Consider the following 16228-nt stretch of genomic DNA (forward strand, 5'->3'; position numbering starts at 1 on the left):
TGGCGACATTTACCGGGTCTCAGGAAAATCCTTGAATTTTGGCCCTATCTTTCCATTGCAATATTCATTTTTTCAGTCGGAAGGATGATGCTGTTTCTTGTTCTTTGGTTCTCTATTTCATTATATTTTTGATAATTTTTGTGTTTTACGGATTAGAGGTGCGCCCTCTCCCGGGGCAACGAGGCGCATTAACGTAACAATATTAAGCGCTCTGTTGATAGGGTACCGCAGAACCGCATTTTTGCAAGCCTACCTACCGAATATGTCGGAATTATTAACACCCGTCGCACAAATATTCCGACAACGCACCAACAGCAGATAAGTGGTGAATGCAAGGCCGGAAAATCAGCGAAAGGAAATACCTGATTCCGTAGCAACCAAGGGATTTATGTATGGGGAGGGTAATTCGGGTAAACGAAGCGTTTCGAGGTGACACGCGCCAACGTTTCTATTCAGGACCGGCATAGCCGGTCCACATCACCACGCCGTAGAATGCGGATTTCAACTTTACACAAGAAGGGTCACTGCAAGCTCGTCAGGGATCAACACTCTTTATGGAGTTACCTGCCTTTCCAGCAGGGCCACGTTTTCCACATGAACCGTCTGGGGAAACATGTCTACCGGCTGGATTTCCCGGCAATGATAGCCACGGCTTTTCAGGGCCACCAAGTCGCGTGCCAGGCTCTGGGGATAGCAGGACACATAGATAATCCTGGAAGGTGCCAGACCTGCAACCGTATCCAGCACATCCGGCGCACACCCCTTGCGGGGAGGATTGAGCACCGCAACGTCGATCGACTGCCCCTCCTCCGCCAGATCTTCGAGTAGCTCCGCTGCATCACCGGCTTCGAAGCGGCAGTTTTTGCGGCCATTGAGCTTGGCATTCCGACGGGCATCCGCCACCGCCTCTTCCACAACCTCGATGCCGATCACCTGCGCCGCCTGATCGGCCAGAAATAACGCTATCCCGCCGATGCCGCAATAGAGGTCGAGCACGTTCTCCCCGCCCCCCAGACCGGCCCAGCGCTTCACCTGTTCGTAGATCAGGCGCGCACCCGAGTTATTGACCTGGAAAAACGACCGGGGGGAGACCTGAAACGCAACATCGCCGATCCTCTCCGTCAGGTAGTGCTGGGGCGTCAGGAAGTAATCCTTCTGCCCCAAAATGACATTCCCCTCGGAGGCATTCACGTTCTGGGCCATGACCTCGATTTCGGGTATCATTCCCTGGACAAAGCGTCCCAGGTGATGAACCTCATTATAGGAACGTTGGGCCGTCACAAAGACCACCATGGCTTTGCGCTCGTGCGCGGAAACCCGCACCACAAGATAGCGCAGCAGCCCCATTTTGCTATGGGGGTTGTAGACCGGCACCTTCAGCTTGACGATCCCCAGCCTTACCGCCTCCACAACCCTATTGATCAGCGGGTGATGGAGCGGACATTGATCCAGATCGTAGACATCGTGGCTGGCGCGACGATAAATGCCGATAAACGGATCGGACCACTTGCCGGCGATGGTCAGTTTAGCCGTGGTGCGATAGTGGATCAGATTCTCCGGGGAGAGCAGCGGGTGAACGGTAATACCCGCCAACTCACTATGTTTGGCCAATTCCGCCAGGATCATCCCACGCTTCCAGGCGGTCTGCTCACGGTACTTCATGGCGATCAAAGGACAACCGAGGCAATCGGCGCTTTCCGTACAGGGAGGGCGTTTACTGCGCAGCGGCGAAGGGGTCAGCAGCTTAAGCATGTGGCCATAGGCCGTGCCGCGGGAAATTTGATCAATTCTGACCAGGACGACATCACTCGGCAGGGCTCCGCCGACCCGGAGCGTCATACCGTCGTCGGTACGCGCCGTACCGTAGCCATCCTCATCCAGGGCGGTTATGGCAAACTCCATCACCGCATTGCGTTTGATTTGGGGGGTCCAACGGGTGTCCTTGGATACAACAGGAGCAGTACCGCGCGGGGAAGCGGGCTGTTTTACGGGGCGTTTTCCCCCACGTTTTATTTCACGTTCATCTTTCACGATTTATCGCACCCTTCCTGTAGATACCCATGAAACAGACGGAAGGCCTGTCCCCGGTGACTGATACGATTCTTTTCATCGACGCCGAGTTCCGCCATGGTCCGGTCACAGCCATCGACCAGAAAAAGCGGATCATAGCCAAAGCCGCCTTCGCCGCGTGCGGCGTCGAGAATGCGCCCCCCCACCCTGCCGGTGAAGAGATGCGTATCGCCGGCGGGTGTCACAAAAGCCAGCGTGCAGACAAAGGCCGCCGTTCTCGATTCAGGCGGCACTCCCGCCAGTTCTGTAAGCAGCTTGGCATTGTTGGCGGCATCCCCGGCTCCTTCGCCGGCAAAACGGGCCGAATAGACACCAGGGCGACCTTCGAGCGCATCCACCACGAGGCCGGAATCGTCTGCCAGGGCCGGCAGCCCACTGAAGCTGGCGGCTTCACGAGCCTTTTTCAGGGCATTTTCCGCAAAAGTAGCACCATCCTCCACCGTATCCGGAAATCCCGCGAAATCGTCGGCGCAACGAACCGAAGCGACCAAGCCGGCCAGCAGTGCCTGAATCTCCACCAGCTTTCCCCGGTTACGCGTGGCAACGACGAGCTCTTTCATACCCGCAGAGCCTCCTGCTGAAAGGCAAAGAGTCGCCGTATGCCAGCCATAGCCTGGCCGCGCATGGCATCCATCTGCTCAATGGTGAACGGTTCGGCCTCCGCAGTCCCCTGAACCTCCACAAAGCGGCCACTGGATGTCATGACAAAATTCATGTCGACCTCAGCACTGGAATCTTCCAGGTAATTCAGGTCCAGCATCGGTTCGCCGGCAATAATACCGACGCTGACCGCAGCCACGGCCTCCTTGAGCGGAATATCGACAAAAACACCCTTGTCGCGGAGCCCGACCAACGCATCGGCCAGGGCGACATACGCCCCGGTGATGGAGGCGGTTCGCGTGCCGCCGTCAGCCTGGATAACGTCGCAATCGATATAAATGGACCGTTCGCCCAACCGGGCCAGGTCGGTAACGGCACGCAACGAGCGCCCGATCAGGCGCTGGATCTCCAGTGTCCGGCCGGTTTGCTTCCCTTTTGCCGCCTCACGCGGCGACCGGGTGTGGGTGGCCCGGGGCAGCATTGCGTACTCGGCAGTTACCCACCCGGTTCCCTTGCCCTTCAAAAACGGCGGGACGGATTCCTCCACCGATGCCGTACAGATGACCCGCGTGTCGCCGAATGCGATCAGCACGGAGCCCTCGGCGTGCTTGGTGAAGTTTCGCGTGATGGTGATGGGGCGCAAATCGCAACATCCCCTGCCGTCATTCCTTGTCATTGCCTCACTCCTTCCGGTAAAAAACTGGAAGGTGTTCAATATCCTTTCGTTGCCCGCGTGTCAAACAAAAAGGGAACCTGAAACAGGTTCCCTGGTTTGTTAAAACCTCATGTACAGTGTTCTATCAGCCGAGGTGGGTGTCGTTGCAACGCGTCCGGTTGGCAAGAATGGTGGAGTCAAGCATTTCACCACAGCACGTGCATTTCCATGCATCGAACGAGCGGACGAAATCGTAGAATTTCTCGGCGAACATACGGCCCTTGCAGCGTGGACATTGCATAGCACTCCTCCTCATAGCGAAATTTCAGTAAAATCAGTACCTATGAGTGTTTACACCATGCGTGCCAATTCCAGCTGTGCAATCCAACATAAATTGTCGTATTAAAATATCACCTTTATCTTCATATAGTTAGAAATACCTTTTAATTGTTTCATACCTCTTTTCCCCTATTCCCTCCACATTGAGCAACTCTTCCAGCGCCATTGAACCGCCATTATTTTGACGATAGGCAACAATGCGCCCGGCGATTAAGGGGCCGATGCCGGGGAGCCGGTCAAAATCAGCCGCCCCCATCGTATTGATATCCAAGGGAATTCCCATGAGCATTCTTTCAGAAGCTGGCAGCGGGATGAAGGTCACGTCCCCCTGCCCGTCCTCCCGGATCGTGAGGCGAATATCTTCGCCGTTTTTGAGACGCCGCTCAGCAACGCCTGCCGGTGCAAGTCTTTTGAGAGGCCGCAATGGTTCCGCCATTTTTATGGCGCTTTGCGTCATAATATTGGCGGCCAAAGGATACATGCCGGGATGCGCCACATCCCCTTCCACACGCACGAATCCTTTGACGGAAAAACCCGCCAAAGCGGCCTTTTGTGCGCTTTGACGGGTTCTTATACCAGCAGGGATCAAAAGAGCCGCTGCGACAAGAAGAAGGATTATGCGCTCATAACGAACCATGTCCTGCCTCCCATGCTCCCTCGCGGCGCCATTATCCGGACCAGCGCGGCGCTGGTCCGTGGCTTTTGCCCGCTCACGGTGACGCTGTTCACAAACCGGCTATTCCTGCTCCTCCGATTTGTGCAGCTTGAAATCAATACTGTCGATCAGCGCCTGGTAGGAGGCATCGATGATATTATCGGATACGCCGACGGTCCCCCAGCGCGTATGCCTGTCACCCGACTCGATCAGAACGCGGGTCGATGAAGCCGTACCCTGCCCTGCAGGCAGAACGCGGACCTTGTAGTCCAGGAGTTTGACCTCCTTGAGCTTGGGATAGAATTTTTCCAATGCCTTGCGGATGGCGTTGTCCAAAGCGTTGACCGGACCGCTGCCTTCGGCGGCGGTATGCTCGACCTTGCCGCCGACCCTGACCATGATGGTCGCCTCTGCCAGGGGCTTCTGGTCTTCGCCCCGCTTTTCGTCGATAACCCGGAAGCCAAGTACGGTGAAAAACTTGCGATGGGTTCCCAACGCCTTCATCATCAACAGCTCAAAGGATGCCTCGGCACCTTCGAATTGATACCCACGGTTTTCCATCTCCTTGATATTGTCGAGGATTTCCAGAGTGACCGGATCCTTGCTGTCGAGATTTATGTTGAACTCTTCAGCCTTAGCCAGGATATTCGAGCGGCCGGAGAGGTCTGAAACCAGAACCCGGGTGCAGTTGCCAACCAGTTCAGGCCGCATATGTTCGTAGGTTTCCGGGTGCCGCTGGATGGCGCTGACATGAACCCCACCCTTATGGGCAAAGGCTGAATTCCCCACATAGGCTTGGTGCTTGTCGGGGGAGATATTTGCCAACTCGTAGACAAAGCGGGATAGCTCCCTGAGGTGGCGCATCTGCTCGTCACTGATGCACTCCTTAGCCATCTTGACCTTGAGGGCGGGGATGATGGAACAGAGGTTGGCGTTGCCGCAGCGCTCGCCAAAACCGTTGATGGTTCCCTGAACCTGTACGATCCCCAAGTCCACGGCGTGCAGGGAATTGGCTACGGCACACTCGGAGTCGTTATGGGCATGAATGCCGAGCGGCGTTTTGATCTGTTCCTTTACCGCCTTGATGATCTCGGCCACCTCGAACGGCATGGTCCCGCCATTGGTGTCGCACAGGATGATGCAATCGACGTTGGCCTCTTCCGCCGCCTTGAGGGTTTTAATGGCATAGTCGGGGTTGGCCTTGTAACCGTCGAAGAAATGCTCCGCATCGTAAAAGACTTCCGGCGCATGCTTTTTCAGATATTCCAGAGAATCATAAATCAACTCCAGATTTTCCTCCAGGGAGATGCGCAACGCCTCACGGACATGAAAGTCCCACGTCTTGCCGAAGATCGTGATTGCATCTGCCTCAGCCTTGATCAGGGTGACAATATTGTTATCCTTGTCCGGCGTCACCTTGGCCCGGCGGGTGGAACCGAAGGCGGCAATCTTGGCCTGTCGAAGTTTTTCCTTCTTGATATCCTTGAAAAAAGCGACATCCTTTGGATTACTTCCCGGCCAGCCCCCCTCGATATACTGAATCCCAAGCTCGTCCAGTTTACGGGCTATGCGGACCTTATCCTCCACCAGTAACGAGATGTCTTCTGCCTGGGTACCATCCCGCAGTGTTGTGTCATACAGTTTTACAAGGCTCATCGTTACCTCCCCAAGCATTAACAATATGAAGATTCTAGACCGTTTTACATGAAACAGAAACTATGTTTGTATACTTATTCTGAAAAATTTTCAACAAGCCCGTGGCGCAGAAATCGCCCCCGCACCCAGAATGCACAAAAGGGCTTACAGGTACAACCTGCAAAGCCCTTTTGTCGTTTCATGCTGGTGCCCGGAGCCGGGGTCGAACCGGCACGACCCGAGAGTCGAGAGATTTTAAGTCTCTTGCGTCTACCAGTTCCGCCATCCGGGCGGCGGTTCAACCATTGAGGGGACTGCTTAGCAGTTTACCCGCTCCTTCAATTCCTTACCGGTCTTGAAAAACGGCGTCTTTTTCGCCGGGATGCGCACAACCTCGCCACTCTTGGGATTGCGGGCCTCACGCCCCGAACGTTCACGTATCGTAAAGCTGCCGAACCCGCGGATTTCCACCTTGTCTCCGGTCTTCAGGGCATCTTCTATCGAGTCGAAAACCGTGTTCACAAGGGCTTCAGACACCTTCATATTCAACATCCCATGTGTCTGGACGACTTTCTCGATCAGTTCGCTTTTGGTCATCGCATCAATCTCCTGCTTCGTAGTAAAACGTATATTTATTGATTGTTTTTGTTGTTAAGTTCCTGCTGCAAAAGCTCACCTAAGTTGGAGGTCGCCTCGCCCTGGGAGCTCAGGTATTGGGCAAACTCGGCCTTCTCCGCCGCAGCCTGCATTGCCTTGATGGAGAGCGAAATGCGGCGTTCACGCGAATCGCAACTCAACACCACCGCCTCAAGGCTGTCGCCGATGGCTGCGAATTCCTTGGCAGACGGCACTTTTTCGCGGGACAGCTCGGATACGTGGATCAAACCTTCAATCCCCTCTTCGAGTTCGACAAAGACGCCGAAATCGGTCAGGGAGGTCACCTTGCCGGTCACCTTGGCACCGGCCCGGTACTTGTCGGGAGCAAGGCTCCAGGGGTCCGGCTCAAGCTGTTTGATGCCGAGAGAGAGACGCTCGTTGTCCACATCCACCTTGAGTACCACGGCCTGGACGAGTTGCGCTTTTTCGTAGACATCGCCGGGGTGTTTGACCCGCTTGGTCCACGAGATATCGGAGACATGGACCAGACCGTCGATGCCGTCTTCTATGCCGATGAACATACCGAAATCGGTCATGTTCTTGATCTGGCCTTCGATCTTGGTGCCAACGGGATACTTTTCGGCAATCGTTTTCCAGGGGTTTTCCGACACCTGCTTCAGCCCCAGGGATATCTTGCGGTTGTCCATGTCAATCCCCAGCACGACCGCCTCAACCTCGTCGCCGACCGTGAGTACATCGGCGGCGCGACGGACCCGCTTGGTCCAGGACATCTCGGAAACATGGATCAAACCTTCGACACCCGGTTCCAATTCCACAAAGGCACCGTATTCCATCAAGCTGACAACGCGGCCCCTGATGCGGCTTTCCAGGGGATAGCGGGAGGGGACTTCCAGCCAGGGATCGGAAAGGGTCTGTTTGATGCCGAGGGAAATTTTTCCCTTGGCGCGATCGAACTTGAGTACCTTGGCGGTCACTTCCTGACCCGGCTTGAGGATATCGGACGGCTTGCCCACCCGGCCCCAGGAGAGATCGGAGACATGCAACAACCCATCCACGCCACCAAGATCCACAAATGCCCCGTAATCGGTGACGTTTTTGACAACGCCATTCACAATCTGCCCTTCCTCGAGCTTTGCGAGGGTTACGTCACGGATTGCGGCCCGTTCCTCCTCAAGGATGGCGCGACGGGAGAGAACGATATTGTCGCGTTTCTGGTTCAGCTTGATGATCTTGAACTTGGACTTCAAGCCAATATAGCTTTCGGCATCGGACGACGGCCTGATATCCACCTGAGAGGTGGGGAGGAAGGCGGGAACGCCGATATCCACCGTGTAACCGCCGTTGACCCGTGCCGTAATGGTCCCTTCGATAATGCCGCCTTCCTGCCCGGAACCGCCGATCTTTTCCCAGGCGGCCAGGTAGTCGGCCTTTCTTTTCGAGAGGATATACCCTTTTTTCCCGTCTTCGCGCGTCATGAGGACCCGAATGCGCTCACCGACCTGAACCGTAATCTCGCCATTGGCATCACGGAACTCGTTGGCCGAAACAAAACCCTCCGACTTAAGGCCGATATCCACCAACACGGTATCCTGGTCAATACGGACGACCGTACCTTCTATAATTTTATCCCGTTCAGGCCTTTCTTTGAGACTCTCGTTGTAGAGCGCGGCAAATTCACTGCTTTGCTGTTCAGCGTCGTCGTCTTGCTCACCGGTGTCTGAAGTGTCGAGCCTTTTGAAATCAACCATTAAAACTTACCCCCTGGACGTTTTTCTATCTTGCTGTTTTCCTGTTTTGTATATGATGTTATTGTAAGCATAATAATATAGCAACGAGTTGGAAAAAATTCAATTGCTTTTATTCAGCTCCTCAATCCGGCTCACCACTTCATCGATAATCCATTTGGGAGTCGACGCCCCGGCCGTGACCCCGACCCGCTCAACCCCGTCAAACCAACCGGGATCGATCTCGGCGGCGGTTTCTATGTGGTGGGTGCGCGGCTGGATTTCAACACATACCTCGGATAACCGGCGCGTGTTGGCGCTGTTGAAGCCCCCCACCACCAGCATGCAGTCAACCTGGTACGCCAATTCCTTGGCTTCCTCCTGGCGTATCGCCGTGGCGTCACAGATCGTGTTGAACACCCGGATCTCGCCGCCCCGCAAAAGGCACTCCGATACGACGTTTTTGAGGTTTTCAAACGACTGGGTCGTCTGGGCGACAACCCCGATCTTGTTCATCTTGGGAAGTTTGCTGACCTCCTCGCCGGAACCGACGACAAACACTTTATCGCCGCCATAGGAGACGATCCCCTGCACCTCGGGGTGGTCCGCATCCCCCACTACGACCACGCCGTAGCCGGTCTCGGAGAGCCGTTTGACATGTTCCTGAGCCTTCTTGACAAAAGGACAGGTTGCGTCAACGATCTCCAACTGCTTTTGCACCGCCTCTTCGATCTCGTGGGAAGCTACCCCGTGGGAGCGGATGATGATGGTGCCGCGATCCATGGTGTCCAGGTTCTTGAGTACCTTGACCCCCATCTCCTCCAACTTGTTGACGACCTGGGGGGAGTGGATGATCGGTCCGAGGGTATAGGTTGTTTTATCGATCCCCGCCGCCTCAAAGGCCATCTGGGTGGCCCGCTTGACGCCGAAGCAGAATCCTGCGCGCTTTGCGAGAAGTACTTTCATAGTAGTGTTCCAGCCTGTTGGATTTTTCCCCTTGCAATGTCTTCCATTTTGTTCAGCACCTCTTCAATACTGCTATGGGACGAATCAACGGGAATTGCGTCCTCGGCCTGCCTGAGCGGGGCGATATCACGCTGGGAATCCTGGCGATCCCTCCGGGTGACCGCTTCGATGGTCTCTTCCAGGGTTACCGGTTCCCCGTTACCGACCAGTTCCGCGTAACGACGCTTCCCCCGTTCCTCGGGGGAGGCGAAGAGGAAAAATTTGAGCTCGGCATCGGGAAAGACAGCCGTGCCGATGTCCCGCCCTTCGAGCACCACACCGCCGTCCTGTCCCAACCGGCGTTGAAGCAGCATCATGGATTCGCGCACCGGCCTGAGGGCCGAGATGCGCGAGGTCATCAGGGACATCTCCGGCGTCCGGATCAACTCGGTCACATCCTGTCCGTTGGCATACACCCGCAGGGAGCAGTTGGCGTTATCAAGGCGGATATCCGCGCTGTTGCAGAGACGTTCCACGGCGGCGACATCGCCCGGATCGATCCCCGCTTGACCGACCAGAAAGGCCACAGCCCGATACATGGCACCGGTATCGATCTGCAGATAGCCAAGCCTCTTGGCCAGCAAACGGGCGATGGTACTCTTACCGGCGCCGGAAGGGCCGTCTATGGCGATGATCAGGCCGTTGGGACGTGCGTTCACGGCCATCACCTGTTTGCGACCTGTTCCAACAGCGGGAAAAAGGAAGGAAAGGACGTTGCCACGCACTCAACATCGCGGATGGTAATCCCTCCGTGAGACACCAGGGCCGCAACCGCCAGGGACATGGCAATGCGGTGATCCCCGTAGCTTTCCACCGTGCCGCAGCCGAGGCGTTCCGTGCCGAGGATGTCCATACCGTCGTCGCACTCCTCAACCACGACCCCAAGCGTGCGCAGGTTCGTTGCCATGGCCGCAATCCGGTCGGTCTCCTTGACCCGCAATTCCTTGGCCCCCCTCACCGTGGTCCGCCCTTCCGCGCAGGCTGCCGCCACGCAGATGACCGGGAATTCGTCGATGGCCCGCGGCACCACGTCGCCGGAGATCTGGATGGCCTTCAAGCGCGATGAGCGGACCAGGACATCGGCCACCGGCTCGCCGGAAACTTCGCGTTCGTGGAGCAGTTCGAGAGCCCCCCCCATGGACCTGAGTATGTCGATGATCCCCGTGCGGGTCGGGTTGATGCCCACGTTGCGGATGAGCAATTCCGCCCCCGGCGTGACCAGGGCCGCGACCATGAAAAAGGCCGCCGAGGAGATATCGCCCGGAACCCCGATTTCCTGACCGGTGAGTTCGGTCCCCCCACGAACCGTGACGCCATTTTTGAACACCTCCAGCGAGGCCCCGAACAGGCGGAACATGCGCTCCGAGTGGTCGCGGGAAAGGGTCGGTTCACGGACGGAGGTTTCCCCGTCGGCATACAGGCCGGCCAGCATGATGGCGGACTTCACCTGGGCGCTGGAAACCGGCGATTCATAGCCGATGGCATTCAGGGCGCCGCCGGTGATGGCAAGCGGCGCCAGGGTCCCCTTGTCGCGCCCCATGATGCGGGCGCCCATGCGGACAAGCGGTTCCACTACCCGCTTCATGGGGCGCTTACGCAGATACTGGTCGCCGGTTACCACCGAGAAGAAGGATTGGCCTGCCAAAAGGCCGGTCAAAAGGCGGATACTGGTGCCGGAATTACCGCAATCGATGATGTCCGCAGGCTCCTTGAGACCACGCAGCCCCTGGCCGTGTATCGTCACGGTTTCGCCGTCGTCCTCGATCCGCACCCCCATGGCGCGGAAGGCCCCCATGGTCGCCATATTGTCTTCACCGCGCAGAAAACCTCTGACAGTGGTGACGCCGTTGGCAATAGCCCCCAACATGATGGAACGGTGGGAGATGGACTTGTCCCCAGGGACAGTGATCTCACCTTTGACAGACGATGCTGGTTGTATTGTGATGGATTTCACGCAAAACTCCGTTGGTGCACAGTTGATCTTTCTCGTTCAGAGGATACCATCGCGAAACTGCTTGGCAATGGTAAAAAACTCGGCTAACGCCGCAGGATCGCTGCAGTCGATGCGCCGGCGCAGCTCCGCCAGACTCGCCGAAAAGCCATCGATGCTCGTCAGGAGGGCCGCCCTGTTCATCAGGGTGATGTCACGCCACATGACCGGGTCGGAAGAGGCGATGCGGGTAAAATCTCTGAAACCGCCGGCAGAGTAGGAGAGCACGTTTTCCCCTTCCACATCGGCCGTTCCCACGGCATGCACCAAGGCGTACGCCACGACGTGTGGCAGGTGGGATATTTCAGCGAAGATCCGGTCGTGGTGCCCCGGTTCCATGGAGCAGACATTGGCTCCGGCAGACCGCCAGAGCCGCGCCATTGTATCGTATGCCCCGGCATCGGTGGCAGGGGTCGGCGTCAGGATACAGCGTTTGCCGGTAAAGAGTGCAGCAAAGGCTGCCGCTGCGCCCGAATGTTCGGTGCCGGCAATGGGGTGCCCGCCGACAAAGGTGCATCCCGGCGGCATGAGCGCCTCGCACTCCCGCACAATGGCGAACTTGACGCTGCCGCCGTCGCTGACAATGCAACCCGCGGGGAGAAAGGGGGCAATCTCCCGGACCACCATCGGGATGGAACAGACCGGAACCGAAACGAACACCACCTGGGCATCCCGCACGCCGCGAGCGACGTCGGGTGTGATCTCATCGACAACCCCCAGGGAAAGGGCCTGGTTCAGGTTATCACGATCGGTGTCGACGCCGACGATGGTGCCGACCGCGCCTGCTTCACGCAGGGCCCGCGCAAAGGAACCGCCGATCAAGCCAACGCCGATGACGGTCAGACGCTCAATGATCATGGACATGCCGTCTCGCTCCTATATCGACCGCGGATAGGAACCGAGGACTTTGAGAAATTGACAGCACTCTTTGAGTTCGTCCAGGGCCGCCGCCACTTCCGGTTCGGAAACGTGGCCAAACAGGTCGAGAAAAAATATGTATTCCCAGGCCTTTTTCTTGTAGGGGCGCGATTCGATCTTGGAGAGATTGATGCCGCGCTTGGCAAAAGGCTCCAGCATGCGGCAGAGGATGCCCGGCTCATCCTTGACGGAGAACAGTATGGAGGTTTTGTCGTTGCCGGAGCGTTCGATCTCCTTGCGGGCGATCACCAGGAAGCGTGTAAAGTTGTTGACCTGATCCTCTATCCTGGTCCTGACCACCTTGAGATCATAGAGCGAACCCGCCAGTTCACTGGCGATGGCGGCGGCGGTACTGTCTTCGCTGACCATCTGTGCCGCCACGGCCGTGGAGGCTACGTCCACCAACGGCACGCCGGGCAGATTTTCGTCAAACCATTGACGGCACTGGGCAATGGCCTGGGGATGGGAATAAACCTTCTTGACGTCTTCAAGTCGCCCGGAACGGGACAACAGATCGTGGTGGACCTCCAGCAGGACCTCGGCGGTGATCTTCAGGCTGCTCTCCACGAACATGTCGAGGGTATGGGAAACGACCCCTTCGGTGGAATTTTCCACCGGCACCATGCCGTACAGCGCCTTGCCCTTCTCCACCTCCTCGAAGACCGATGGGATCGACTTGAGCGGCACCAGTTCCGCGGACAACCCGAACTGCTGCATGGTAGCCAGGTGGCTGAAGGTCGCTTTGGGTCCCAGAAAGGCCACTTTCATGGGGGATTCCAGGGCCAGGCTGGCCGATATGATTTCACGGTAGATACTGCGCAGGGCGTCGTTGGGGAAGGGCCCAGGGTTGCGACTCAGCAGGCGTTCATAAATCTGACGTTCGCGACCGGGAACATGGAACTCCATATTGCTGCCGGACTTAAGCTTACCGACCTCGACCACCACCCGTGCGCGCTCGTTGAGGAGCTCGACAATCCGGTTGTCGATAGTGTCGATGCTGGTGCGAAGCTGTTCGATTGTGGGGGCATCCTGTTGCAATGAGACCACCTGAAAAAATACGGGATTTCCCAATAAAAAGAGGGTTAATTTACTGCATAGCCGGTTTAAATGCAACCACAATTAAGTATACGGAATAACCGTCTGGAAGCAAGGCACCTCACGAAACAGGTTTCGGACCGGTCATCCCCCCAACTCGGAGAGCCGCCCCGAAGCGTTCCATCCATGCGTCAAAAATTTGAAGTTTGTCTTTTCCAAAGCCGGAAAGCTTTTCACGAACCCGCTCAGGCGGTGCCCTGTGGGACAACCTGCCCGGTTTTTTGGAGAAAAACAGGTCGGCAAAGCAGATGATCTCTTCTGCCGCCGTTCTGGGAACCATATCCCGAGGGGGAAGCGGCAGCTCCTGGACAGCGATATCCCTGATCGTCAAGCCGACGCCGATGTGGCGTTCGCACACCAGGGCGTGCTGCGGCAAGCCTTCGCGCTCAAGGATCTCCCGCCCCAGAATGCCATGCATGATGTAGGGATGGGGCCCCAGAGCGCCGATCCCCGGGGCAGAAACCCTACATACGCCAATGTCGTGCAGCATGGCCGCTTCCTGTATGAAGGTGCATTCCTCAGGGGAAAGAGAGACCACATGGCCGACAGCCAGGGCAAGTTCCGCCACTACCCTCCCATGGGTGGCCACGATCTCCAACCCAGCACCCTCAAAGTACCTGCCCAGCATTGCCATCACATCCACCATCTGTACACTCACCGCCAAAAGTCAAATTTCAGACACATATTTATATCCCAAACAGGCCCAATCGAGTCAATATTTTGTTACAACCATGCAACATGCTGTTTCTATTGCGTTATTTTTTAGGCATGCCTTATGCTTATACAAAGAAGACTTTAAGCAACGCAGGCACGACCAGTTGCAAACAAACAGGAGCGGTTACCCGTGTACGCCAAGTTCCCATTTTACTCCATAGCGCAAATGTATGCCATCAGCATTGAAGAGCCGGTTGCCATCCTTCTGGGACAGGACAACCTCTACTGGGTCGTCGATCAAGTCTGCGCATCCGACTATCTTGACGACGGGTGTTCCCTGCTCAGCGCTGTCGATTAAGACGTCCGACGCTTCAAACCGATCACTTGTCGAACGAACCGCCTGCATCACCCTTTATACCTCAACCCCCTTCCAAATAAAAGAGTTCTCATCTCCGCTTCCTTCTCCGTTTCACGGCAAACCAATCCCCTTACCACCCCATATTCGACAAAATATTGACCTGCATCATTACTTTCCCCGCTTGGGCAGGTTATCCTGCAACCATACTTAAGAAGGCGAGGAGGTTGACCATGGAACTCAGAAGCGGTCTAGGCGACAAGGCCATCCAGGACGTAATCCAGACACACCCGGAGATCGGCGGGATTCTCAAGCACTATGATATCGGCTGCGTTACCTGCACGGTGGGTGTCTGTCTCTTAAAGGACGTAGTCGCCATCCACGGCCTGACAAAGGACGACGAGGCGGCAATCCAACAGAAAATCAACAGTTACCTTACGGCAAAAGGAGAATAATCATGACACACCCCGGATGCGGCTGCCCCGGCAGCATGGCGCGTACCATCGAACAACCGGAACCAGATGAAGGCAGTACGGTCAGGGTTCGTTCCGAGCTGCGACAGTGGCCGGTGCAACTCCATCTGATACCATCAACGGCATCCTACCTCCAGGACGCGGACCTCCTGATCAGCGCCGACTGTGTGGCCTATGCCATGGGTGGCATGCACCAGGATCTGCTGAAGGGAAAAGCCCTGGCCATCGCCTGCCCCAAACTGGACGACACCACACCCTATGTGGAAAAGCTGGCCGGCATCTTCAGTACCAACGCCATCAAGAGCATCACCGTGGCCATTATGGAAGTGCCCTGCTGCCGCGGTCTGGACATTCTGGTCAGGGAGGCACTGGCCCGGAGCGGGCAGGATACCCCCCTTGAGTGCGTGGTAATCGGCGTCAACGGAGAACGGAGGAATTAATGGAAACCGAGATTACCCAAGCGCTGGTCAACGAACATCGCCTGATTCTGAGGATGGTGGCCCTTCTGGAACGTAATGCCCGCCGGACCGCCGCAGGGGCGTACGACGGATGGCAATTCTACCTGGACGGCGTGGACTTTATCCGCAATTACGCCGACCGCTTCCACCACGCCAAAGAAGAGGATGTCCTCTTTGCGGCACTGTTTGAAAACGGCATGCCCCGCGAGCACAGTCCGGTGGCCGCCATGCTGCTGGAGCATGACCAGGGAAGACAGTATGTGGGGGCCATGGAGACAGCGGCCAAAGAGGCCATGGCGGGCAACGGCGGCGCCGCCGAGCTCGTCGTGGAAAATGCCCTGGCCTACGCCGAACTGCTGCGCGCCCATATCGCTAAAGAGGACGGAATACTCTACCCCCTTGCCGAACGGCTCATACCTGCTAGACTGAAAAGCGATATCATCGCGGGCTATGCAGCGGCAGAAGCGGAAAAACCGGCCGGTTTCGCGGCCCATTATGAGGCGCTCGTAACGAAATACGAACGAGAGGTTGAGGGCATATGGATACCGAACGACTCTGTAGCACCATCATTGAAAATGCCAATGACGCCGTGATGTTTTCCGACAGCAAGGGGATTATCCAATTCTGGAACAGCGGCGCTGAACGGATGTTCGGCTACCGTAGCGAAGAGGCGCTGGGCAAATCCCTGGACCTGATTATACCCGAGAACCTGCGCCAACGGCACTGGGACGGCTACTTTCGGGTCATGGCAAGCGGTACGAGCCGCTACAGCGTCGAAATGCTCTCCGCACCCGCCCTGCGCAAGGACGGTAGCCGCATCTCCACCGAATTTTCCATGGTCGTGGTCACGGACACGGCCGGGCAGGTTCAGGGTGTTGCCGCGATCATCCGCGACGTGACGGCGCGATGGCAGCGGGAGCGGGAGCAGAAGGAACGCATCAGGGAGTTGGAGTTGCTGCAGAAGAACGCGCCACAAGGGTAAGG

Annotated in this window: 19 protein-coding genes and 1 tRNA gene; 5 read left to right on the forward strand and 15 right to left on the reverse strand. The window is 56.8% G+C overall.

The window, feature by feature from the left end; translation table 11 throughout:
* Positions 1 to 552: 552 nt before the first annotated feature.
* The 15 genes from rlmD to F6V25_RS03895 form a co-directional block, all read right to left on the reverse strand.
* Positions 553 to 2031 (reverse strand): 23S rRNA (uracil(1939)-C(5))-methyltransferase RlmD, encoded by a 1479-nt coding sequence (gene rlmD / locus F6V25_RS03825; RefSeq protein WP_246166951.1) that lies wholly within the window; start codon positions 2029 to 2031, stop codon positions 553 to 555.
* On the reverse strand, positions 2028 to 2630 hold the full coding sequence (locus F6V25_RS03830; protein ID WP_151127314.1) for an XTP/dITP diphosphatase: 603 nt from the start codon (positions 2628 to 2630) through the stop codon (positions 2028 to 2030). The genes rlmD and F6V25_RS03830 overlap by 4 nt, the downstream gene beginning before the upstream one ends.
* Positions 2627 to 3346, reverse strand: coding sequence for a ribonuclease PH (gene rph, locus F6V25_RS03835; protein WP_151127315.1), 720 nt, complete (start codon positions 3344 to 3346; stop codon positions 2627 to 2629). Before rph ends, F6V25_RS03830 begins: the two co-directional genes overlap by 4 nt.
* A gap of 124 nt (positions 3347 to 3470) precedes the next feature.
* A complete protein-coding gene (locus F6V25_RS03840; RefSeq protein ID WP_149210655.1) occupies positions 3471 to 3626 on the reverse strand; it encodes a hypothetical protein in 156 nt (51 codons plus the stop codon).
* 129 nt (positions 3627 to 3755) lie between these two features.
* The gene (locus F6V25_RS03845; RefSeq protein WP_151127316.1) at positions 3756 to 4301 is read right to left on the reverse strand and encodes a ComEA family DNA-binding protein; all 546 of its coding nucleotides are present in this window, start codon (positions 4299 to 4301) and stop codon (positions 3756 to 3758) included.
* A 99-nt stretch (positions 4302 to 4400) separates the two neighbouring features.
* Positions 4401 to 5975, reverse strand: a complete 1575-nt coding sequence (gene cimA / locus F6V25_RS03850; protein ID WP_151127317.1) for a citramalate synthase — start codon at positions 5973 to 5975, stop codon at positions 4401 to 4403.
* 184 nt (positions 5976 to 6159) lie between these two features.
* Positions 6160 to 6246: transfer RNA gene (locus tag F6V25_RS03855), tRNA-Leu, on the reverse strand.
* Positions 6247 to 6272: 26 nt separating this feature from the next.
* Positions 6273 to 6551, reverse strand: coding sequence for an integration host factor subunit beta (locus F6V25_RS03860; RefSeq protein ID WP_149210658.1), 279 nt, complete (start codon positions 6549 to 6551; stop codon positions 6273 to 6275).
* 35 nt (positions 6552 to 6586) lie between these two features.
* Entirely contained in the window at positions 6587 to 8320 is a 1734-nt protein-coding gene (locus F6V25_RS03865) for a 30S ribosomal protein S1 (RefSeq protein ID WP_151127318.1), read from the reverse strand.
* 99 nt (positions 8321 to 8419) lie between these two features.
* A complete protein-coding gene (gene ispH / locus F6V25_RS03870) occupies positions 8420 to 9262 on the reverse strand; it encodes a 4-hydroxy-3-methylbut-2-enyl diphosphate reductase (RefSeq protein WP_149307904.1) in 843 nt (280 codons plus the stop codon).
* On the reverse strand, positions 9259 to 9960 hold the full coding sequence (gene cmk, locus F6V25_RS03875) for a (d)CMP kinase (protein WP_420849957.1): 702 nt from the start codon (positions 9958 to 9960) through the stop codon (positions 9259 to 9261). Before cmk ends, ispH begins: the two co-directional genes overlap by 4 nt.
* A gap of 5 nt (positions 9961 to 9965) precedes the next feature.
* Positions 9966 to 11255 carry a 3-phosphoshikimate 1-carboxyvinyltransferase gene (aroA, locus tag F6V25_RS03880; RefSeq protein ID WP_151127320.1) on the reverse strand — a complete coding sequence of 430 codons (1290 nt, stop codon included), beginning with the start codon at positions 11253 to 11255 and terminating at the stop codon, positions 9966 to 9968.
* Between the two features lie 36 nt (positions 11256 to 11291).
* A complete protein-coding gene (locus tag F6V25_RS03885; RefSeq protein ID WP_151127321.1) occupies positions 11292 to 12155 on the reverse strand; it encodes a prephenate dehydrogenase in 864 nt (287 codons plus the stop codon).
* A 12-nt stretch (positions 12156 to 12167) separates the two neighbouring features.
* Complete coding sequence (gene pheA / locus F6V25_RS03890) at positions 12168 to 13247, reverse strand: prephenate dehydratase (RefSeq protein WP_149307900.1); 1080 nt, start codon at positions 13245 to 13247, stop codon at positions 12168 to 12170.
* Between the two features lie 118 nt (positions 13248 to 13365).
* Positions 13366 to 13938 carry a phosphohydrolase gene (locus tag F6V25_RS03895; protein WP_246166952.1) on the reverse strand — a complete coding sequence of 191 codons (573 nt, stop codon included), beginning with the start codon at positions 13936 to 13938 and terminating at the stop codon, positions 13366 to 13368.
* Positions 13939 to 14148: 210 nt separating this feature from the next.
* Here F6V25_RS03895 and F6V25_RS16925 point away from each other — a divergent pair, with 210 nt between their 5' ends.
* The 5 genes from F6V25_RS16925 (at position 14149) to F6V25_RS03915 (ending at position 16226) form a co-directional block, all read left to right on the forward strand.
* Entirely contained in the window at positions 14149 to 14316 is a 168-nt protein-coding gene (locus tag F6V25_RS16925) for a hypothetical protein (protein ID WP_191966065.1), read from the forward strand.
* A 230-nt stretch (positions 14317 to 14546) separates the two neighbouring features.
* Entirely contained in the window at positions 14547 to 14768 is a 222-nt protein-coding gene (locus F6V25_RS03900; protein WP_151127323.1) for a hypothetical protein, read from the forward strand.
* Positions 14769 to 14770: 2 nt separating this feature from the next.
* Positions 14771 to 15226: an iron-sulfur cluster-binding oxidoreductase gene (locus F6V25_RS03905; RefSeq protein WP_151127324.1), complete on the forward strand. Its 456-nt coding sequence runs from the start codon at positions 14771 to 14773 to the stop codon at positions 15224 to 15226.
* Positions 15226 to 15837: a hemerythrin domain-containing protein gene (locus F6V25_RS03910; protein WP_151127325.1), complete on the forward strand. Its 612-nt coding sequence runs from the start codon at positions 15226 to 15228 to the stop codon at positions 15835 to 15837. Before F6V25_RS03905 ends, F6V25_RS03910 begins: the two co-directional genes overlap by 1 nt.
* On the forward strand, positions 15783 to 16226 hold the full coding sequence (locus tag F6V25_RS03915; protein ID WP_151127326.1) for a PAS domain-containing protein: 444 nt from the start codon (positions 15783 to 15785) through the stop codon (positions 16224 to 16226). The genes F6V25_RS03910 and F6V25_RS03915 overlap by 55 nt, the downstream gene beginning before the upstream one ends.
* The last annotated feature ends 2 nt before the right edge of the window (positions 16227 to 16228 follow it).

This window comes from Oryzomonas japonica (assembly GCF_008802365.1).
Classification (GTDB): domain Bacteria; phylum Desulfobacterota; class Desulfuromonadia; order Geobacterales; family Pseudopelobacteraceae; genus Oryzomonas; species Oryzomonas japonica.